Consider the following 19622-nt stretch of genomic DNA (forward strand, 5'->3'; position numbering starts at 1 on the left):
GAATCATGCGTCAAGCTCACGCGAGATGGCGAACGGCCCTCGCGAGCCGCTTACGGCATTCCTGCCTGATGGCACGGAGCTCGGTGAGCTCGATGTGCAGGGGCTGTGGCGGATGATTCCGCACGATCTGAAGCTGCGGCAGGAAATTAACAGGCAGACACGCGTTCGCCGTCGTCGCGGGGTAGCCGATACCAATCCGATCGAGGCGTACGTCAAGGAGAAGTTCGAGCAGGCGAGGAAGAGCCGCAAAGCTGCGACCCAACTCGCTCATACGATGCGGCTGGTCAGGGCAGCGCAAACAGGCGATCTTCCCGTCGCGCCCGATCCGAACATGGTCGACACGGCGGCGCCATTGTCTGATAGCGGGTCGGCTGAGGGACCTGAAAACGGCCCGGCTGCCACGCGAGCCCGTCCCCTAAGTCTTTCAATCGGTACAGGTCAGGTCTTTTAACATTGTGTTCCTGGGAGGCATCATGTCGCTTGAGATACCGCGTCCAGTCGATCCATCGCTGCACCCGCTCGTGACAGGGAATTATCGCATCGCCACGCCGGCGATCGAGGCCTTCTACGAACTGGTTGTCCGGTGCCTGCGTTACCGGATCATGGGGGCGCTCATCTACGGCCCGTCGCGCATTGGCAAGACGCGGGCAATCGAATACGTGAGGCTGCTGCTGGCGCGCAACTACCCCCGCATGACGAGTTTCCACGCGCAGTGCGAACACAAGCCACGGCATGCAGAAGGGCCGTTCTTCGCGAATCTGCTGGAGGCCGTGAACGATCCGGATCCGAATGCGGGCTCCAACCCTTCGAAAAGAATGCGACTGACGCTCAGGATCCGTCAGGCCGCATCCATCGCGGGCAGTGGGGTGGTGCTGCTCTTTTGCGACGAGGCCCAGCGCTACGACGAAAACGAATACGAATGGCTGCGCGATGTTCATGATGCGCTGGACCGGTGCACGTGCTGGTGAGCAGGGGCGTGGGTTTGCAGTCGTTGCTGCTGAGGCTCGCGCGCTCGCGCAGCGTAGCGCCAGTGCGGCCAAGGAGATCAAGAGTCTGATTGGCGCTAGCGTCGCGAAGGTCGAATCAGGCGCGAGGCTCGTCGATGACGCCGGCAAGACTATGGACGAAATTGTCGTTCAGGTGAAACGCGTCTCGGACCTGATTGCCGAGATCAGCTCGGCCACCATCGAGCAGAGCAGCGGTATCACGCAAGTCAGCCAGGCCGTCAGCGATCTCGACCATATCACGCAACAGAACGCCGCGCTGGTGGAGCAGAGCGCGGCGGCCTCTGAAAGCCTGAAGCAGCAGGCAACCCGCCTGGTCGATGCGGTGAGTGTTTTCTGCTGACGTGCTTGCCCAGGGTCTGGTTCTCCAGGTCGCGAATGCGCGGATAGACCTCGGGAGATGTGCTTGACGTAACAGGCTCGCACTAACGAGTGGGCGTAGCGCGACCAGGTTGTGTGACATCCGGTCTGACGGAGACTCGTGAGCGGACGGCCCACGCAGGCATTGCGTCACTGGTCGAAGCGGGTCGATGACAGTCAAACGCTATCTGTCCTCTGGCGGGCATCCTGTGGAAATAAGCAGGCGGATATCCCCATTCCTTGCTGATCTGCTGCGGCGATCAGGTATGTTGGAAGCGCTCCAGCAGCCACCTACCTGCCGGGCCTGGCAATCGGTCACCTAGATAGGCGGCCTGGAAAGGCATCACGCCTGCGGATGGCCCTTCCAACTCAATGCGCACCAGACGGCCTTCCTTCAGGTCCTCGCTGATCAGCCAGAGCGGCATGTGCCCCCATCCGAGGCCGGCACGCAGGAAGGCATGCTTCGCTCCAAGGTCGGCGAGCCGCCAGATGTTCTTCCCCTGCACGCCATAGTCGACCCCGTCCGTCAGGGAGGAACGATCAGTGAGCACGAGTTGTGTTTCGTCCAGCAGACCCCGGAGTGCAACGGGAGCTTGTCTGCCGGCCAGCGGGGACCCCGGCGCGACCACTGTCACCATTTCCTCGCTGAACAGGGGTTCGCCTACGAGCCCCGGAGGAAGGAAAGGCAGCGTCCCGGTGATACCGATGCTGCACTGACCATTGAGCACGAGTTCGGCGACGCGGCCTAGCGCCTCGACATGGAGCCTGAGCGGTGTAGATGGGAAGCGCTCCTTGAAGCTGCCGAGCGCATCGGTCAGGCACTGCTGCGGAAACATGACGTCAACGACGATGGCGAGTTCGGGTTCCAGCCCGGCGGAGAAGCTGCGTGCCTTGGCCTTCAGTGCATCAGCGCTCGTCACGATGCGGCGCGCGTCAGCCAGCAGGTTCGTTCCCTGCGTCGTCAGCTTGGGGTAGCGGCCGACCCTCTCGAACAGCGGGACATCAAGCTGCGCTTCCAGATTCGCAATGGTTTGGCTGACCACCGACTGAGCGCGGCCGATGGCGCGGCCAGCCGCGGAGAAGCTGCCGTTGTCCGCGGCGGCAACGAAGGTGCGCAGGTGATCGAGTGAGATGCCGTCAAGCAAAGTATCGACTCTATAGATACGTTATATCGAATAATATAGGCTTTTCGAAGAGGTAAGGAAGCCCTACGCTGAAAGGCAAGGAGCTTTCCATGTCACGAAAAATTTTCATCATCGGTGCATCCGGGTTTGTCGGAGGTACCCTCTCCAGACACTTCGTAGCGGAAGGGCATCAGGTGCTGGGACTGGCGCGATCCGACCGCGCCCAGTTTTCCCTGAAAGCGGCTGGTATCGAAACGATGCGCGGCGATCTCGATGCCGACATGGCCTCAGTGCTCGCTGCGGCGCAATCGGCCGACGTGACCGTCTACGCCGCGCAGGTTGCCTTCGAGCGCGAGCCGGCCATCATCCGGATGCTGTGTCAGGCGCTCGCCGGACGCGGCAAGGCGTTTATCTTCCTGTCGGGCAGCGGCGTTTTCATGCAGCGCACCGGCGGGGGGTGGAGTCCGGACAGCTTTGCCGAAGACGATCCCTTCGTGCCGGAGCCGTTGGCGGGTCCCCGTGTCGAAGCTGAGGGCATCGTCCGCGCAGCCGCAGAGCACGGCCTGCGAAGCATGGTGATCCGTCCGCCGGTGATTTGGGGGCCGGGCGACAACGGCCCGGTGGCGAGCGTATACCGCTCCGTCGCGCTTACGGGGGCCGCCGGCTACATCGGTTCGGGACTGGCTGCCTATTCCAACGTGCATAGCGCTGACCTGGCGCGGCTGTTCTCACTCGCCATCGAGCGCGGAAGAGCCGGCGCGCTGTATCACGCCGTTGCCGGCGAAATCCCGAATCGCTGGATCGCCGAGGCCGTGGCGCGTGACCTGGGCGTCAAAACGCGCAGCCTGACGATGGATGAAGCGGCAGAGGTATTCGGCTCGTTCGGGGCGCTGCTCCAGTCGGCGTGCAGCCGCTCGCGCGATCCGCGGACACGAACCGAACTGGGCTGGAAACCTACCCAACTAGACCTGCTATCAGAAATCGGCGAGCCGCGGCTGCGCGCGCTAGCAGACCCACAATCCAACCAGGGAGCAAATCCATGAAGACGCATCAAAACAAGGTCGCCATCGTCACCGGCGGCAAACAGGGCATCGGTCGCGGTATCGCCACTCTTCTTGCCGAGAGGGGCGCCAAGGTAGCGCTCGTCAACCGCGAGAGCGCCGACGAAGCCGCAAAGGCGATCGGCAATGGCGCTATCGCAATTGCTGCTGACGTGGCGAGCGAAGAAGGTTGGGCCAAGATCGCTGGTCAGGTCGAGCAGGCGTTCGGTCGGGCCGACATCCTGGTACACGCTGCGGGCATCTATCCTTTGGCTACGCTCGATCAAATGACCCCTACCGAATGGCGGCGTGTGCTGTCCGTCAATCTCGACGCGCACGTGCTCGGCGCTCGCGCGATCGTGCCGCTGATGCGCAAAGCCGGCGGCGGCGCGATCGTCACGATCGGTTCGGATGCCGTCGATATGGTGACGCCGCCCGGCATGGGATTCTCGCACTACGTCGCATCCAAGTTGGGGGCGATCGGCCTGGTGCGCGCGCTTGCGAACGAGTTGGCGGCCGACAATATCATTGTCAACGCCATCCATCCCGGCATCACGGACACCGAAGGCGCCAGCGGCATGCCCAACGAGCAGAAGGCGCAGGTCTACATGATGCAGGCGATCAAGCGGCTCGGCACGCCTGCTGACATCGCCGGCCCGGTTGCCTTCCTTACAAGCGACGATGCGCGCTTTGTCACGGGGCAGACGTTGGTAGTTGACGGTGGCCTGATGCGGCTGTGAAAAGGAAAAGATGATGGCCCAAACACCGCAACGTGTGACTTGGGCGGGACGGGGCGAGCGATGACTCATGGAGTTACGCCACTTACGGTGCTTCAACGCCGTCGCTGAAGAACTGCATTTCGCTCGCGCAACTGTGATGCGCTAGCCAGGGCATCCTCCTCCCGAGATTTGTGCCGCGTGCATGCTGCTACCCGCACTAGCTCAGCGTGGAAGAGGCAGTGGTGTGAAATCAGCGATCTGATGGTGCTAGAGGGCGCCCGCTGCAATCGCATCCGCGAGACGCGGGAAGGTCGCCGTGAAGCCGAGATCGTCGCGAATGCGGCGACAGTCGAGCAGCGCATCGAATGCCGCGCCACGTTCGGACGCTGACCCGTCCGGCGGCGCGGCGCCAACCGACGCCAGCAGTTCGGCGATCTTGGGCGCGTCGTCGTCGGCCACGTTATAGATGCGGTACGCCGGGTCCGGCTTATCGAGCAGGCGCATCACGGCCTGAGCGATGTCCGCATGGTGGCCGATCGCCATCCGCTGGGTTGGCCGCCATCCCTGCATGAGCGGCGCGATTTCCGCAATATGCGGATCGCCGTCGCCGTAGACGAACGGCAGACGCAGCACGCGCACATCCAGGTGTTCCAGGCCCAGAAGGAAGCCCTCCGCGGCCAGCTTGCTCACCGGATAGGCGACAGTTGGCGCGCAAGCGTCGTCCTCCGATGCAGGGCCTCCGCCGGTCGATCCATAGACGAGGCCCGTGCTCAGAAAAACGAAACGCTTCACACCGGCGTCGCGCGCGGCGACGGCAAGCGACTGCGTTCCCAGATCGTTGACGCTATGAGTTTGCTCCGGCGTTGCACCGCGAAAAAACGCCGCGCAGTGGACGATAGCATCCGCACCGCGCACAGCCGCACGCAGCGAATCGGGATCGAGAAGATCGCCTTCGGCGAGTTCGATCTGATTCGTGTTCAGTTTAGCCGCACGAGCGCGGTCGCGTATCAGCGCGCGCAAGCGATCGCCGCGCTGCGCCAGTCGTTTGACGAGGCGGCTACCGACTTTTCCGGTTGCGCCGGTCACGAGAATTGTCATGCGAGGCCTCCAGCCAAGGAATGGGATACGAAAACTGTATCGGGCGATGGCCGGCGTGCATTGGAAAAAACGGACAGAGTGAACCCGCGTCATGCGATGACCGGGCGTCGTCTACTATATGGCCATGCATCCCGCTTCCATTTCGCGCAGACACCCCATGTCCGTTATCCAATCGATGAGCGTCGACGAATGCGTTGCGAACGAGCCGAGGGTAGCAATTGCTCGCCCCGAGGTGCATCTCGTCGTCAGGGTGGGACCGTCGGCGCATCGGGGATTGGACATGCATGTGCTCGGTGCCCGTCGGTACGTCACACGCAAGACGATTCGCAAGGGACAATGGACCGTCTTCGCGCGTCTTCAACTGGGGACTGCCGCCGCGGTGCTCGGAATGCCGGCGTCCGCCGTAGCGGGCCACACCGTGCCGGTGGAAGACGTGTGGGGCGCGGGTGAAGCGCAAGCGATATATGACCAGCTTGCGTCGGCGGAAAGCCCCAACGATGCTGCGCGTATTCTCGAACGCGCGATTGCGGCCCGGCGCGTGCCTGACCGTCTGCATAGCGATCACCCGCTGCTCGTGCGCGAAGCTGCAAAAAAATTGCTCGACGCCAACGTGTACGCGGTCGCAGCGGGCCTTGGCATCAGCGAGCGGCATCTACGGCGCGTGTTTATCGAAACGGTTGGTGTGAGCCCGAAGATGTTCTCCAGGCTCATGCGGTTTTCGCGTGCGACGGACTTGGCGCGCGTGGACTGCCGCATGAACTGGGCGAGTATCGCCGCAGAAACCGGCTTTTACGATCAGGCCCACCTCATCGAAGAGTTCCGCAACTTCACGGGCGCGACGCCCGAGGCGTTTATTTACGAACTGAGCGGCGCTCATGACCGAACACGGGCCGGTCCAGACGCAGCGCCGTTGTCTTTATCGACAGGCTGATGAAATAGGATGGCGGGCGAAGCGCGCTGATGACGTCGGCTTGATGTAGGGATTTGGGCACGACATCTTATCCTCCTTTCTGGCAACAAAGCGTCCGTCAAAGCGTGTGACGGTGGAGTCCGTGATGACTTTCCCGTCATGGTGTCGTCACCGACGCGTATCAGATCCATGATGAGCCGTGACCCGATCTGTCCGCGATCACGAAGAAGAACAAACGACCGAACGCTTCATCGGCGGTATCAGCTACGCGATGCTTGATGATTTGCTTGTGCGTTGTCAGGTCCTTCGATCAGAGGCTCGGTCGGGGGTGCCGACTGAGCATGCGACGACGCTCAGACGGAAGGGCCTGACGCTTCAAGGCCGCAAAGGGCCCCATGCATGTTTCATTCCAGACAATGATATGTTCTACCAGTTGGATATCTTTCATCGGGTGGAATATTGAATGGACAGACTGGAAGCGATGTCGATCGTGCTGCTCACGATCGAAAAAGGTAGTCTCACCGCGGCCGCAAAGGCCTTGAATATGCCGCTCCCGACCGTTAGCCGGAAGGTCACGGAACTCGAAGAGTACCTCGGCACGAAGTTGCTGCATCGTTCAACGCGCAAGCTGACCTTGACCGATACCGGCCAAGCTTACGTCGAGTCGGCCAAACGCGTCATGGAAGACATCGAGGAAATCGAACGAGCTGCGGCTGGCGAGTACACCACTCCACGGGGAGAGCTGGTTCTCACCGCACCGGTGCTGTTTGGCGATATGTACATCTTGCCCATCGTCACGGACTTCCTGGCTGCCTATCCCGAGATCAACGTCCGGTTGGTTCTCTCCGATCGGAATCTTCATCTCTATGATGACCACGTTGATATGGCTGTTCGCATCGGCACCTTGCCGGACAGCAGCATGATCGCAACCCGTGTTGGCGCGATGGATACACTGGTGTGTGCTTCGCCGGACCTGCTTGCTGCGCACGGCAAACCAAAACACCCGAGTGACCTGGAAAAGCTTCCGTGCGTTGTCTTCGCTGGTCCTTCCACCGCAACATGGTGGTTTCGGGATCCGGCGACCAAACGTGATTTCAGCGTCAACATCATCCCGCGCCTGTCAGTGACCACTGCTGAGGCCGCGGTACAGGCGGCGCTCCGTCGCACCGGTTTGACGAGGGTGTACCGCTACCACTGCGATGCCGCGCTCCGCGCAGGGGAGCTCGTCCACGTCCTTCCGAAGTTCGATGTCGAGTCGACTCCTGTCAGTCTCATCCACGGAGAGCGCGGCCTTTTGCCGCTCAAGATGAGGGTCTTCCTCGACTTCGCAACGGACCGGTTGCGGTCGGCGATGTCCGGGCTGGGTATGGCCTGACGGGCGTTCGCTCCACCGAATACGTTTCTTCCATTCCTCGATACTTTCATTTAGTGGAAGATCGGTTCTCAGAAATAGCCAATTATTGTTTTGGGTGGAAGTCAATACTATCTCTCCTACCGAAGCCACGGTGGCTCGGATCAACGGAGAAATCTCATGGCCCGCCTTGCAATCCCCTCGAAAGAAGCCGCTCCCGCCAAAGCGCAACCGATCCTCACGAACTACGAAAAAGTTCTCGGCGTGATCCCGAACTTCTTCGCCTTGATCTCGCAATCCCCTGACGCACTGAAGGCGATCGCCGACATGCACGGCGCACTCGGCAAGAGTCTCGGCCACAAGACCCGGGAACGCATCCACGTGATGACTGCCGAAGTGAACGGCTGCAACTACTGCCTGTCGGCGCACACCTACCTCGGCGCCAAGCTGCAGGGGCTGACGCCGGAAGACATGGAACTCAACCGCGACGGTCATTCGACCGATCCCAAGGCCGACGCCGCGCTGCAGTTCGCCTACAAGATCGCTACGTCGCGCGGTCACATTGAAGACGCGGATGTCGATGCAGTGCGTGCTGCGGGTTACACCGACGAGCAGATCGTCGACATCGTCGCCGAGACCGCGTTCAGCTTCATCACCAACCTCTTCAACAACACGTTCAAGACCGACATCGACGCGACGTTCCCGCCGCTTCAGACCCGGGCCCGTCAGGCCGCCTGAAGTCCGGGGGGCCGGGCGCCATATGAAACGTCTGGCTGCCTGGTCTCGCTGGCTGATTGCTCCGTTCTGACCACGCGCAATTCTCCATGCACGCGTGGTCGATCGGAACACTTCTATTGATGCAACACGCAGGATTGTCGCGCCTCGCAGGCGCGTCGATTCGTGAAGGAACAGTCGATGTCTCGCTTGCACATCTCTACGCGAGACGATGCTCCAGTCGAGAGTAAGCCGATACTGGACGTTGTCTATCAGAAGCTGGGCGTCGTGCCGAATTTCTACCGTCTGATCGGCAGCAGCCCGGTCGCATTGGCAGCATTTGCGGCTTTTCAGGACGGCTTGTCCACTACGCTCGATTCCAAGAACCGTGAACGCATTGCGTTGGTTGTTGCGCAGGTCAATGAATCGGACTACTGCGCTATCGGCGCATAGTTATCTCGCCACGAACTTTGCAAAGCTATCCCCGGACGAAATTGAGCTTAACCGCAGCGGTGGATCGAAGGACCCGAAGGCCGAAGCGGTCGTGAAATTCGCTGCGAGCGTGGCTAAACAGCGCGGTCATATCAGCGATGCCGACATCGCCGCAGTGAGGCGTGCGGGCTACGACGACGCACAGATTGTCGAAATCGTTGCACTAGTCGCCGTGAATGTCTTCACCAACTACCTCAACGAAGTGGCTAAAACCCACATCGACTTCCCCGTTGTGGCCGACCTAGCATATCGACCACATGCAGCAGAGGCTCGATGAATCATGGACCATCCGCGCTTCGCTGATCCGCGTATAGCGAAGGGACGAGCAAGATCTATTTCGGATGCGACGTCTCAATTCACGTTTCTCAGGGTATTTGATGGCGCGATTAAGCGGGTATCCGGGCAATGGCGGCCCGGGATGAGCGGCAGGACGGCATTCCGCTACATGGAACGTGTCCTGAAGCCAGAACTCGACAAGCACCTGGTCACGTTTCCGCTGATCCGCCTTGGAGAAATGACCATGCACTGCGGATTGTTCGAACAACGTGGCGCCACTGGCGGGCTGGATTTCTTCTTCTTTGTCGGCTCGTCGGCTCGTCGGCTGTTCGGCCGGAAGACGGTCTCATGTACCGGATCGAGGTTAGCCAGCATGCCATGCAACGGATCATTCAGCGGACGGGCCGAACTGATGTGCGTGCGCTGGTACGTGGCCTATCCGCTGAGCCTGCGTCATATTGAAGAGATGGTCGCTGAGCGTGGCATTTGCGTTGATCATTCGTCCGTGCATCGCTGGGCGCTCAAACTGTTGCCGGTGCTGGAGAAGGCGTTCCGCCGCCGCAAGCGGCTAGTCGGAACGAGCTGGCGAATGGACGAGAGTGTGTCACGAACACAAGCGAAAGCTTGTGGTGCTGTACTGAAAATGGGAGTGGGCCTCCCGGAGCCGGTTTGCAGGAGCAGGCTTCAAACCGCCCGGTGCTGCTGCGTTCAAAAGGCGTGGTGGAGAGCGACCGTGGAAACGTCGTCCGTCAAGGATGGCAGGTACGTGTTGAGAAGATGAGCGAAAGCGAACCGTTCGATGATGCGTCGTTAATTCGTCAAAGCGCTGTCAAAACCGGAGTCATTTCGTCGCTCCGGGATCAGTCAGGACGGGACCTGCTTACGGACCTGTCGGCAGCCGGCGTAGAGGCGGCACGAGCTCAACACAGACTTCGGTATGGAACGTGAGAACCTTGCTCCGGATGCAAAGGGAAATGACAAATGGCAGACACCATAAGGAAGAATACCGATGCCGGAGTGAGGGGCGGAGCTGCCCGTAGTAGTGTTGAACCCTTTGTAATGAAGGTGGAGCGAAGGGGCGGCGTTATCCTGTTGACGAAGGTCACCAACCCGCATGTCGGGGATGAGTGACATGACCTCAATGAAACCGTATTGCATTGCGAAGCGCACGGTCTGGGAAACATATCAGCTGGTGAGGGCCAACCGGGGTGCTGCAGGCGTGGACGATGAAACGATCGCCATGTTCGAGCAGAACCTCTCAGGCAATCTGTACAAGCTGTGGAACCGGATGTCGTCGGGGTCGTATTTCCCGCCGCCGGTGAAGCAGGTTGAGATACCGAAAGCCATGGGTGGTACCAGAAAGTTGGGTGTGCCCACCGTGTCGGATCGAATCGCACAGACTGTTGTCAAGCTCATGATTGAGCCGCTACTCGACCCGATATTCCATGAGGATTCTTATGGGTATCGTCCGGGCAAATCGGCGAAACAGGCTATTGCCGTAACGCGCGAGCGTTGCTGCAAATACGACTGGGTTGTTGAGTTTGACATCAAGGCGGCGTTCGATCAGATCGATCATGGCCTCCTGCTCAACGCGGTACGCAAGCACATCAAGGCGGACTGGATCCTGCTGTATATCGAGCGGTGGCTGACTGCGCCGTTCGAGACTGCAGACGGGGCGAGACTGCCGCGGGTGCGAGGTACACCTCAGGGCGGGGTGGTCAGCCCGATCTTGATGAATCTGTTCATGCACTATGCATTTGACGCATGGATGCAGGGGCACTTTCCGCAATGTCTCTTTGCACGCTATGCCGATGATGCGGTGGTCCATTGCCGCAGCGAGGCGCACGCGCAGGAAGTCATGCATGCCATTGCCGCGCGGCTGGCGGAATGCGGGTTGCAGATGCATCCTGAGAAGTCGAAGATCGTGTATTGCAAGGACCGAAGCCGCAACCAGGCCTATCCGAATGTGACTTTTACATTTCTGGGCTTTCTGTTTCGTCTGCGAAGGGTGCTGACCAAGTCCGGGCGGCTCTCAACGAGCTTTCTGCCCGGAGTGAGTCCTGCTGCCCTGCAGCGGATGAGACAGGCGGTGCGACGGTGGCGGTTGCCCCGTCAAACGTCAGGGTCACTGGTCGGTCTGGCCGAGCAATGCAATCCCACGATACGTGGCTGGTGGAACTACTACGGGGCCTTCTATCGGACGGCCATGCACGGACTCGGTCGGTATCTCGACCGCAAGCTCGTGCGCTGGAGGACTGCAGCCCGGCGTTACTTTGAGAAATCGATCGCCCAGAATGGCGTGCCCTAGACGGTGACCATCGACAGAAGCGGCGCAAATCTTGCTGCACTGGAGGCCATCAATGATTATCGTGAAACGCCTATCAAGATCCGCCAGTCCAAATATCTCAACAATCTTATCGAGCAGGACCATCGCGCGATCAAGCGACGCACCCGCCCCATGCTGGGATTCAAAACATTTCGCTGTGCCCGGATCCTTCTGGCCAGCATTGAGATTATGCACATGATCGCTAAAGGACAGATGAAATGTGTTCGCGGAACCCCGTCCGCCGCTGATCAATTCTACGAACTGGTAACATAAGCAGTACTTTGCATATAGATCAACTTTCCTCCGCGACCCGTACTGCGACAAAACCGTCCACCTCAGGTGGACGTGGCCCGTGGGGCAGAAGCCCACTCAGCGACACTGCCCTGTGCCCATCTCGATTCTTTGCGTCCACGTTTGCTGGCGCGCTGGCGGCGCGGGGCAGGGATTCGCGTCTATTTCAGGGTCAAGCGAGAGATGCAACGCAAAGTACAACACCAAAAACGATAATTGAAGTTGTAATCGACGACGCGAAACTAATGTCGGTCAACACGTGCATCGCGTGGCCTACTGTGAGTGTGAGAACGTATACGTAGAAGCCAACGAAAACGCCGTGATTGCGTTTTCCGTCAGAATCTCCTGGACGCCGAGACGATAAACTCATGGTGGTCTTGTTTTAACCTATTAATAGTACTACGTATTACAAATTTCATCGTCAGATGAGCGATATCTTCATAGGCCGGCGAAACGACGACTGACCTCCCAGAGAGCTGCTTTGTTGGAATCCCAATACAGTAGCGCGCGGATGGCATCGTACGTTCCCCAACGGACTTCCGTATGTTCCGCTGAAAGAACAAGGTCCTTTTCGGGGCAGTTCAAAGCAAATGCATACTCCGGGACGACCAGCATGTCAGGAGGCCAATGGCCGCGTCCGGTGAAATGCTCAACGGAAACCGACGCGCGGGTTCGTAGTGCATAGATTCGGCTCCGCGAGCCGAAGCCCACCTCTTCCTTGCACTCTCTTATAGCTGCCTGAAACGGCGTCTCCCCAATTTCGCCGCCGCCGGCAACGCCTTGCCAATGACCGTCGTCGGAGCGCCTGAGAGCAGCGTACGTCACCTCGTGGCTATCAACGTGGTACGGGATGACAAGAACCTGAAATGGCGCACGCATCGAGTGACTCCGGTGAACCAAAGCTGCTTTGGATGGCAAACCTTCGTTAGTTGGCAACCGTTCGCGCCGACTGAGTCCGGGGCAACGCGGCGGTTCCGCCCAGAAGCGTTCGCGCAAGCTTGCCATCGTGGCGTGCTAGCTCTGCGAAGACATTGTCCAGGTCGCCCATGGTCACCTTGCCGGGACTGCCTCGCATGATGCTCTGCTGCGCTAATCGGCGGACGAGTTCTTTTATGAATGCAGCGCTAACCCCTGTTGTCTTGGCCACGGCAGCCTCGGCAACATTGATCGGGATTTCCATGGCACTTCCATAAAGCTCAAGCAGCCTCAGGCGACATTCGTCGTCGGGAGCCGGTATCTCGATGGCTTGGTCGATACGGCCGGGACGACCCGCGATGGCATCTTCGATGTCGTCAGGGCGGTTGGTGGTGAGGATGAAGAAGATCTGTGCCGATGGACTAAGTCCGTCCATTTCATTGAGGAGGCGATTGAGCATTGCCTCCTCTTTCATCTCCCTCATCTGCGTCCTGTCCCTGCCAATCAAATCCACATCCTCGATAACGATGATGCAGGGCTGGAGGAGCTTTGCGAGGTTGACATACTCGTCGAGCGCCGCGACCTGTCCGGCCGTGATGAGCAGCGTCGTGTGATGCTCCAGATTGGACGCAAGGTAGCGAATGATGTGTGTCTTTCCGGTACCCGGTGGCCCGTAAATCAGGATTCCCTTCTGTTGGGAATGACCGAGCTTCGCAAGCGCTGGTCTGCTCTTCGCGAACTGGAAGATGTGGAGGTCAAGCGCTTCCATCGTGGCGGGTGAAAGAATCACCTCTTTGCGCGTGACCGTGTTCAGACGATGCACAGTGACGCCCCTGGTCTGTCCGACGTAGCCCTCCTTGTCCTCAAACGAGAGCACTTTTCCCCGATAGAGGTTTGTCTTCGAAAGCGCCTGCTCGATGGTCTCGAACGTGCGAGTCACGAACGCCGCGCTATCCGGTGACGGGGAAAACGCAACCTCCACATTGACGGTGCGAGGTCCTCTCGGAGGTTCGAAGCGTGTGAAAAGAACGGCTGCGCGAAGATTCGACTGGTCGTGTACCAGCCAGAGGGCGTTATCCAACCCTTCGACCGGCTCATCTTCGCCGACGTCGATAGATTCATAGCGTACTGGCGTCAGAGCGAAGTCCGCTGGCGCCGAGCCTCGCGGTTCGACAAAGAGACCAGAGATGCGCGCAGGCATGAAGCTTTCGTGTGCTCGATTGATACCGAGAAGGCGTGTCTGGTATGCCGTGAAGCATTCAAGTAACGCTGCCTGGACCTCCGTCCGAATGTAGCTCGGAAACGCTCGCAAAGCGGAGGAAAGTTCGGCAGTCGGAACGTCTCCAAAGTGCTCTTTGACGGCCTGCCAGGCATGCGTGTGTGGACTCTTGTTCGTGGCTTGTTCTTCCTGCACGTTTCTGCTCCCGGAAACTCAATTTCGCTCCGACCTCGTTTGGCGAAATAAGTGTACAGGGGAAAGCCTGGAATAAAATTCCAATTTGACGAAGAGCCGTAGCAATCGCATAGAAGCGGCGGCGCGCCCACGGCTTCGTGAAGAAGGTGGTGCGTTGGTGCGGGAGGAGGGGAAAAGGCGTACGCTCCTCGGCTCCGTCACAAGTTGTTATCGACGACTCAGTTTGGCCCCGCGCCATATGCCAGTCTTAACGAATGTTCCCTCGGCGAGCAGTGCGAGCACGCCGCGCTGATATACCTGGGCGCTGGGTGTCGGCCCGCGTAATGCAAGCTCCAATACCTGGTTCTAACAGACATAAACAGCGAGCGGCGCGTCGATGGCAACGGCCCCGCCATCGGCAAGACGCAATCCCGTCAGCAGGTGCGTCGCCCAAGACCTCGACCACGGGGCTGCTTTCAATGCGCAAGTTTCTAATTTTGAGCAGGGCCGCGTTCTCGGCATTCATCTTCGATGATGCCCTGTGTGAAGAGCGTCGTTGGCCCCCAAACTGGAATCAGCAACGCTTGGTGAATTGACCACATGTTCGTTGCCTGGACAGCGAACCTCCTGTCGGCAATCTCGTAGTCGTGGCACAAGGGACAATGGAGCACGTGGGCACCCCAGCGCTCTTCTGGACTGGCAGGGTGTTGAAATACCTCCCACGCACGTCATCAGTTAGCGAGGGGTAAACGTTGAAACGAAGAATCCGACAACACTGGGACTGAAGCGATGCGCGGAGCGGACGGCTATACCGAGTCGATGTTTACGATGTCCAGGCTGGATGACTTCGTTCCGGCCAATCACCCGTAGCGACCGATTCGGCTGTGGTTGAACGATGCGCCCACTCGCACGGATTCGGTCTTCTCGCGCATGTACGAGAGCGACGCCGCGGGCGGACGCCCGAGCATCGCGCCGGGGAAGCTGATTCTCGCGCTGCTGTTGCAAGTGCCGTATTCGATTCGCAGCGAACGCATGCTGATGGGGCAAATCTCCTACACAACGTGCTGTTTCGCTGGTTCGTCCGACTGGCGATGGGCGATGCGGTTTGGGACCACTCCACTTTCAGTAGAAACCGCGACCGACTGATGGCCAATGATGTCATGGTCAGTCTGTTCAATGAGACGGTCCAGACGGCACGCGTGCGTAGCCACCTGTCGTGAGAGCATTTCAGCGTCGACGGCACGCTCATTCAGGCCTTGGCGGGACACAAGAGCTTTGTGCCCAGGACGAAGTCGGATGACGACTTTGGCGTACCTGTCAAGCCACTAGGATTTAATTCAATATAACGGAGATATGATGAATAATCGTCCTGAGAATTCAGGTAGTGACATCGAAAAAAACTAATCGTTCCACGCGTCGAGATCAACGGCTATGGTGCGTTTATCTTGACAGGGCCATCAAGTTGCGGAAAGGGTGAGGTAGCCAAGGCGCTCTTTAACTTGCTGAGCATTCCAGAGGAGCGATGGCTTTCTATGGGAAGTATTCTGAGACATGCATGTGAGCGCGCCTACGCTTCACCGAAGTTTATGCAAACGTTGTCTGAGCGGTACCAAATCGGAAACACACTAAGGGTGCTGCACTTGAGCATTAGCAAACAGGAAATGCTACAGCGCGCAGAGAAGCGGCAGAGAATAGATGATAATTCTTCTTTTCTACTTAAGCGTTACGAGTTCTACGTTGAAAGCGTGCAGCCAAGCGTTGACTACTTAAAAGAGCGACTTGGGCCGGAAAAAACCGCACTAATTTACGCACATCAGCCAGATTACGACGAAATTGACGGCATCAAGACCTTAAATTTAACGCGATCAATAAACAATGTGGTGCATTCTTCATTGGTCAGCATTGGCGTTTCTAGAATATTAAGTGACGCGCTTGTTGCGTCCCTTTCATGAATAAGCCGTGAGCATTTGCTATTAGTGCTCGTCGCATCGTCGTCGCCTCCTTACTGGTGCGTAGAGAGGCAGCCGGGGCGCTCAAATCTGCTGAAGTAGCAACGTCTATGTGATCAATCTGAATGACAGTTTTCGACATATTTGAGTGCCTCCGTTGAGTCGTCGACGGACCTTCGATGCGCAGCGGTGTGTCGCAGAAGTGTTGCGTGAATACCAGGAATCGGTTATAAAAATACCGTCGGCCACAAGCTGGAACTGTCGTTTTCTCCCGCCTACCTTCGGAGGATGCTATGTCACCGTTAAACGTAACGATGCTCTGATCGCCGCAACGGCGTCCCTGTCTACCAGTCGTTCCCGCCTCATGCGCATGTGTCATTGCGCACAGTTTCATCCGACCGCCTCCACAATATCATCAGCTCGGTTCGTCGCTGAGCTTCGTTGCCGGCTCTTCCCTCCGTCGCCCGACATTGCCGTCGCTCGCCATTGCACGTCGTTTCCGTTAGCCAGCCCAGATCCTGGTGACAACGGGTATGACCGCGTGCGATCCGCTCCGCGCTCCTGAATATCGTCGCGTTCGCCCGATTGGCTGGCACAGCACTCGCTCGTGTTGCGGGTCGCCATGTCATGGCGCAAACGTGGACGCGTCGTCTCCCTATCTGTTCGGACACACCATGAAGAGCCAACCAATTTCTCCAGAACCGCCACGGCCGCTGACCCACCGCATTCCCGACAAGCCGAAACTCGAAGGGATCGAAACGCACTGGACCCAGCAGTGGGAAAGCCAACGCACGTACGCGTTCGATCGCCATGCCGAACGTGACGCCGTTTTTTCGATCGACACGCCACCTCCGACTGTTTCAGGTTCCCTGCACGTCGGCCACGTGTTCAGCTATACGCATACCGACATCATCGCGCGCTTCCAGCGAATGACGGGCAAGACGGTTTTCTATCCGATGGGTTGGGACGATAACGGCCTGCCGACGGAACGGCGTGTGGAAAACTACTACGGTGTGGTTTGTGATCCGGACGCGGCTTACGATCAGGACTATTGCGCGTCTCATGGCGCGCCGTCCCAGCGAGCATCGTTCGCCCGAATCAGCCGGCGCAATTTCCTTGAACTATGCCATCAGTTGACGGAAATCGATGAGATTGCGTTCCGCGACCTGTTCGTTCGCCTCGGCATTTCAGTTGACTGGAGCCTCGCCTATGCGACGATCGACGAACGTGCGCAGCGCATCAGTCAGCGTGCGTTGCTGCGGAATCTGCAACGTGGCGAGCTCTATAGCCAGCAAGCTCCGTGTCTGTGGGACGTGACGTTTCAGACGGCAATCGCACAAGCCGAACTCGAAGATCGCGAAATCGCGAGCGCCTATCATGATCTTCGTTTTGTCGACGCTGACGGGAACGACGTGGTGGTGTCGACCACCCGGCCGGAATTGCTACCGTCTTGCGTCGCGCTGGTTGCGCATCCCGAGGACGAGCGTTTTCGCTCATTGATCGGCGGCCGGGTTCGCTGTCCGTTATTCGGCATGGAGGTGCCCGTGATGGCCCATACGCTCGCCGACGCGGCCAAAGGAACAGGTCTCGCGATGATCTGTACATTTGGCGACCTCACTGACGTGATTTGGTGGCGCGAGCTGAATCTGCCGGCTCGCGCCGTTATCGGCAAGGACGGCCGCCTGGAGCGTGGTACGCCGGACTGGATTGAATTGCCGGAAGGTCGCGCGTTGTACCTGCAAATCGCAGGCTGTACAGTCGCGGAAGCACGCCGCCGGATCGTCGGGATGCTGACATCGAGCGGCGACCTGATCGGTTTGCCACGTCCGCTTACGCACGCCGTCAAGTTCTTCGAGAAGGGTGATCGCCCGCTTGAAATTATCGCGACGCGCCAATGGTATCTGCGCAACGGCGGCCGTGACCGGGCGCTACGCGATGAACTTCTGAGGTCAGGTGAAGCGCTTCGCTGGTATCCCACTTTCATGGGGAGCCGCTACGCGAACTGGGTCGGCGGTCTGAACGGAGACTGGCTCATCAGTCGTCAACGGGTTTTCGGCGTGCCGATTCCGCTGTGGTATCCGCTCGATTCGCACGGTCGCCCTGACTTTGGCGCACCAATCCGCCCGGACGAGTCGACGCTGCCGATCGACCCGCAGTCACATGTTCCACCTGGATTCGCTGAACATCAGCGAGGACAACCCGGCGGATTCATCGGCGAAACCGACATCATGGACACGTGGGCGACAAGCTCACTGACACCCCAGATTGCAGCACGCTGGGAAGAGGCGGACGGCTGCTTCGAGCGTGTGTTTCCTATGGATCTTCGCCCGCAGGGGCACGACATCATCCGGACCTGGCTGTTCTCGACTGTCGTCAGATCGAACCTGGAAACGAGGCAGTTGCCGTGGAAAAACGCGATGCTGTCCGGTTGGATTCTGGACCCTGACCGCAAGAAAATGGCGAAGTCGAAGGGAAACGTGGTGACGCCAGCGGCGCTGCTCGACGCGCACGGTTCCGACGGCGTTCGCTACTGGGCGGCATTGGGGCGTCCGGGCATGGACGCGGTGTTCGACGAAACACAGATGAAGAACGGTCGGCGGCTGGCGTTGAAGTTGTTGAATGTGTCGAAGTTCGCATTAGGCTTTGGGCATGCTCCCGACGGCATTCTCACCGAGTCGTTAGACCGCGCGATGATTGGGCGCCTCTCGAAGATCGTTGAACTCGCTACTGCGGCGCTTGCCTCGCTCGACTACAGCAAGGCAATCGAGCAAACGGAAGCCTTTTTCTGGTGGTATTGCGACGACTATGTGGAGCTGGTGAAGTGCCGGGCGCACGGCACGGGAAGCGGTGCGGTATCTGCTCATCGGGCACTCGCGGAATCCCTTTCGGTCCTGCAGCGGATGTTCGCCCCGTTTCTGCCGTTTGCTGCGGAGGAATGCTGGTCATGGTGGAACGATCGGTCCATTCATCGCGCTCCGTGGCCGGACTTCCACTCGATTGAAGCGCTCGCCGGACCGGAGGAGACTATTGCAACGGTCGACGTGGTCTCCGATGTTTTGCGGGAGATTCGCCGCGTCAAATCGGAATCGAAGCTGTCGATGAAGGCGCGTATTGCCCATTTGATCGTCAACGATTCCGCGCAGCGGTTAGCGCTTTTACGATCCGCAGAGCGCGATTTGTGCAGTGCCGGGCAGGTTGATCAGATCGAAACGACTGCATCTGAGTCGTTTCGGGTTAGCGTAACTCTTGCCTGGAAGACGTAATCCGCGTGATGGGCGTTCAATCGGCAGTGCCGTTGTGATTACTGCGATAGGGGTTCCGCCTTGAGGGAGCTTGCGTCGGGTGCCTCAGACGTCTCTGTAATGGCGTTCGAGGCATCACTTCACCCAGTTTGGAGGACGGGATTGCAGGTCAGAGATGGCGAACGACCGGCGTTGAATGGCCGCTGTCGAGAATCCGGACGGACTGCTGAGGGTCGCACCGGGACTTTGGAGGGCGTTGTCACGTTAAGGTCTTCGAGAGGCAAGTGGGCACAGAACGTACATTTGCTCAGAAATCGGACGGATCTTGGGTAAGCCCAGTGAAACGATGCCATCCGGCAAAGAGTGTGGCGAGCTGTTTGCGATAGAGTGATGCACGCAGTAAATGTCGCTTGAGCGC

General features: G+C 58.9%; 14 protein-coding genes and 10 pseudogenes. 17 read left to right on the plus strand and 7 right to left on the minus strand.

Features of this window, described 5'->3' with window-relative positions:
- The 3 pseudogenes from KFO72_RS36095 to KFO72_RS36105 all read left to right on the plus strand — a co-directional run.
- Positions 1–451 (plus strand): annotated as a pseudogene (locus tag KFO72_RS36095) (hypothetical protein); the annotation flags it as partial.
- A 22-nt stretch (positions 452–473) separates the two neighbouring features.
- Positions 474–953, plus strand: a pseudogene (locus KFO72_RS36100) (AAA family ATPase); the annotation flags it as partial.
- 1 nt (position 954) lies between these two features.
- Positions 955–1347, plus strand: a pseudogene (locus KFO72_RS36105) (methyl-accepting chemotaxis protein); the annotation flags it as partial.
- Positions 1348–1624: 277 nt separating this feature from the next.
- On the opposite strand, the gene KFO72_RS36110 reads toward KFO72_RS36105, so the two are convergent.
- A complete protein-coding gene (locus tag KFO72_RS36110) occupies positions 1625–2509 on the minus strand; it encodes a LysR family transcriptional regulator (protein ID WP_225034095.1) in 885 nt (294 codons plus the stop codon).
- An 89-nt stretch (positions 2510–2598) separates the two neighbouring features.
- Between KFO72_RS36110 and KFO72_RS36115 the strand changes: the two genes are divergently transcribed.
- The 3 genes and pseudogenes from KFO72_RS36115 to KFO72_RS36125 all read left to right on the plus strand — a co-directional run.
- The gene (locus KFO72_RS36115; RefSeq protein ID WP_225034096.1) at positions 2599–3531 is read left to right on the plus strand and encodes an NAD-dependent epimerase/dehydratase family protein; all 933 of its coding nucleotides are present in this window, start codon (positions 2599–2601) and stop codon (positions 3529–3531) included.
- On the plus strand, positions 3528–4268 hold the full coding sequence (locus KFO72_RS36120) for an SDR family NAD(P)-dependent oxidoreductase (protein WP_225034097.1): 741 nt from the start codon (positions 3528–3530) through the stop codon (positions 4266–4268). The genes KFO72_RS36115 and KFO72_RS36120 overlap by 4 nt, the downstream gene beginning before the upstream one ends.
- A gap of 67 nt (positions 4269–4335) precedes the next feature.
- Positions 4336–4398 (plus strand): annotated as a pseudogene (locus KFO72_RS36125) (LysR family transcriptional regulator); the annotation flags it as partial.
- A gap of 116 nt (positions 4399–4514) precedes the next feature.
- Here the strand turns inward: KFO72_RS36125 and KFO72_RS36130 are convergent.
- Positions 4515–5345: an NAD-dependent epimerase/dehydratase family protein gene (locus tag KFO72_RS36130; RefSeq protein ID WP_225034098.1), complete on the minus strand. Its 831-nt coding sequence runs from the start codon at positions 5343–5345 to the stop codon at positions 4515–4517.
- Between the two features lie 157 nt (positions 5346–5502).
- On the opposite strand from KFO72_RS36130, the gene KFO72_RS36135 reads away from it, so the two are divergent.
- Positions 5503–6276: a helix-turn-helix domain-containing protein gene (locus KFO72_RS36135; protein WP_225034099.1), complete on the plus strand. Its 774-nt coding sequence runs from the start codon at positions 5503–5505 to the stop codon at positions 6274–6276.
- Between the two features lie 36 nt (positions 6277–6312).
- Here the strand turns inward: KFO72_RS36135 and KFO72_RS36140 are convergent.
- Positions 6313–6449, minus strand: a pseudogene (locus tag KFO72_RS36140) (PAAR domain-containing protein); the annotation flags it as partial.
- Positions 6450–6454: 5 nt separating this feature from the next.
- On the opposite strand from KFO72_RS36140, the gene KFO72_RS36145 reads away from it, so the two are divergent.
- The 7 genes and pseudogenes from KFO72_RS36145 (at position 6455) to ltrA (ending at position 11687) form a co-directional block, all read left to right on the plus strand.
- Entirely contained in the window at positions 6455–6718 is a 264-nt protein-coding gene (locus KFO72_RS36145; RefSeq protein ID WP_225034100.1) for a hypothetical protein, read from the plus strand.
- On the plus strand, positions 6719–7630 hold the full coding sequence (locus KFO72_RS36150; RefSeq protein WP_225034101.1) for a LysR family transcriptional regulator: 912 nt from the start codon (positions 6719–6721) through the stop codon (positions 7628–7630). It abuts the gene before it with no gap.
- A 156-nt stretch (positions 7631–7786) separates the two neighbouring features.
- Positions 7787–8344: a carboxymuconolactone decarboxylase family protein gene (locus KFO72_RS36155; protein WP_225034102.1), complete on the plus strand. Its 558-nt coding sequence runs from the start codon at positions 7787–7789 to the stop codon at positions 8342–8344.
- A gap of 177 nt (positions 8345–8521) precedes the next feature.
- A complete protein-coding gene (locus KFO72_RS36160) occupies positions 8522–8773 on the plus strand; it encodes a carboxymuconolactone decarboxylase family protein (protein ID WP_225034103.1) in 252 nt (83 codons plus the stop codon).
- Positions 8742–9089 (plus strand): carboxymuconolactone decarboxylase family protein, encoded by a 348-nt coding sequence (locus KFO72_RS36165; protein ID WP_225034104.1) that lies wholly within the window; start codon positions 8742–8744, stop codon positions 9087–9089. Before KFO72_RS36160 ends, KFO72_RS36165 begins: the two co-directional genes overlap by 32 nt.
- A gap of 372 nt (positions 9090–9461) precedes the next feature.
- Positions 9462–9710, plus strand: a pseudogene (locus KFO72_RS36170) (IS6 family transposase); the annotation flags it as partial.
- 519 nt (positions 9711–10229) lie between these two features.
- Positions 10230–11687: pseudogene (ltrA, locus tag KFO72_RS36175) on the plus strand (group II intron reverse transcriptase/maturase).
- A gap of 456 nt (positions 11688–12143) precedes the next feature.
- On the opposite strand, the gene KFO72_RS36180 reads toward ltrA, so the two are convergent.
- From KFO72_RS36180 to KFO72_RS36190, 3 genes and pseudogenes are all read right to left on the minus strand, one after another.
- Positions 12144–12584 (minus strand): NUDIX hydrolase, encoded by a 441-nt coding sequence (locus tag KFO72_RS36180; RefSeq protein WP_225034105.1) that lies wholly within the window; start codon positions 12582–12584, stop codon positions 12144–12146.
- Positions 12585–12630: 46 nt separating this feature from the next.
- Positions 12631–14034: an AAA family ATPase gene (locus KFO72_RS42360; protein ID WP_225034106.1), complete on the minus strand. Its 1404-nt coding sequence runs from the start codon at positions 14032–14034 to the stop codon at positions 12631–12633.
- A gap of 369 nt (positions 14035–14403) precedes the next feature.
- Positions 14404–14717: pseudogene (locus KFO72_RS36190) on the minus strand (NAD(P)/FAD-dependent oxidoreductase); the annotation flags it as partial.
- 172 nt (positions 14718–14889) lie between these two features.
- On the opposite strand from KFO72_RS36190, the pseudogene KFO72_RS36195 reads away from it, so the two are divergent.
- The 3 genes and pseudogenes from KFO72_RS36195 to valS all read left to right on the plus strand — a co-directional run.
- Positions 14890–15317 (plus strand): annotated as a pseudogene (locus KFO72_RS36195) (transposase); the annotation flags it as partial.
- Positions 15318–15653: 336 nt separating this feature from the next.
- Positions 15654–15965, plus strand: coding sequence for a hypothetical protein (locus tag KFO72_RS36200; protein WP_225034107.1), 312 nt, complete (start codon positions 15654–15656; stop codon positions 15963–15965).
- A gap of 671 nt (positions 15966–16636) precedes the next feature.
- Positions 16637–19225, plus strand: coding sequence for a valine--tRNA ligase (gene valS / locus KFO72_RS36205; RefSeq protein ID WP_225034108.1), 2589 nt, complete (start codon positions 16637–16639; stop codon positions 19223–19225).
- A 286-nt stretch (positions 19226–19511) separates the two neighbouring features.
- On the opposite strand, the pseudogene KFO72_RS36210 reads toward valS, so the two are convergent.
- Positions 19512–19622: pseudogene (locus KFO72_RS36210) on the minus strand (IS6 family transposase); the annotation flags it as partial.

The sequence above is a fragment of the Paraburkholderia sp. XV genome (assembly GCF_020177535.1).
GTDB lineage: Bacteria > Pseudomonadota > Gammaproteobacteria > Burkholderiales > Burkholderiaceae > Paraburkholderia > Paraburkholderia caribensis.

Excerpts from the sequence above, each read along its gene's own strand:
- KFO72_RS36120 (WP_225034097.1), top strand. The coding sequence starts at position 3,528 with ATGAAGACGCATCAAAACAAGGTCGCCATCGTCACCGGCGGCAAACAG.
- KFO72_RS36150 (WP_225034101.1), top strand. The coding sequence starts at position 6,719 with ATGGACAGACTGGAAGCGATGTCGATCGTGCTGCTCACGATCGAAAAA.
- KFO72_RS36115 (WP_225034096.1), top strand. The coding sequence starts at position 2,599 with ATGTCACGAAAAATTTTCATCATCGGTGCATCCGGGTTTGTCGGAGGT.
- KFO72_RS36180 (WP_225034105.1), bottom strand. The coding sequence starts at position 12,584 with ATGCGTGCGCCATTTCAGGTTCTTGTCATCCCGTACCACGTTGATAGC.
- KFO72_RS36135 (WP_225034099.1), top strand. The coding sequence starts at position 5,503 with ATGTCCGTTATCCAATCGATGAGCGTCGACGAATGCGTTGCGAACGAG.
- valS (WP_225034108.1), top strand. The coding sequence starts at position 16,637 with ATGAAGAGCCAACCAATTTCTCCAGAACCGCCACGGCCGCTGACCCAC.
- KFO72_RS36165 (WP_225034104.1), top strand. The coding sequence starts at position 8,742 with ATGAATCGGACTACTGCGCTATCGGCGCATAGTTATCTCGCCACGAAC.
- KFO72_RS36130 (WP_225034098.1), bottom strand. The coding sequence starts at position 5,345 with ATGACAATTCTCGTGACCGGCGCAACCGGAAAAGTCGGTAGCCGCCTC.
- KFO72_RS36155 (WP_225034102.1), top strand. The coding sequence starts at position 7,787 with ATGGCCCGCCTTGCAATCCCCTCGAAAGAAGCCGCTCCCGCCAAAGCG.
- KFO72_RS36160 (WP_225034103.1), top strand. The coding sequence starts at position 8,522 with ATGTCTCGCTTGCACATCTCTACGCGAGACGATGCTCCAGTCGAGAGT.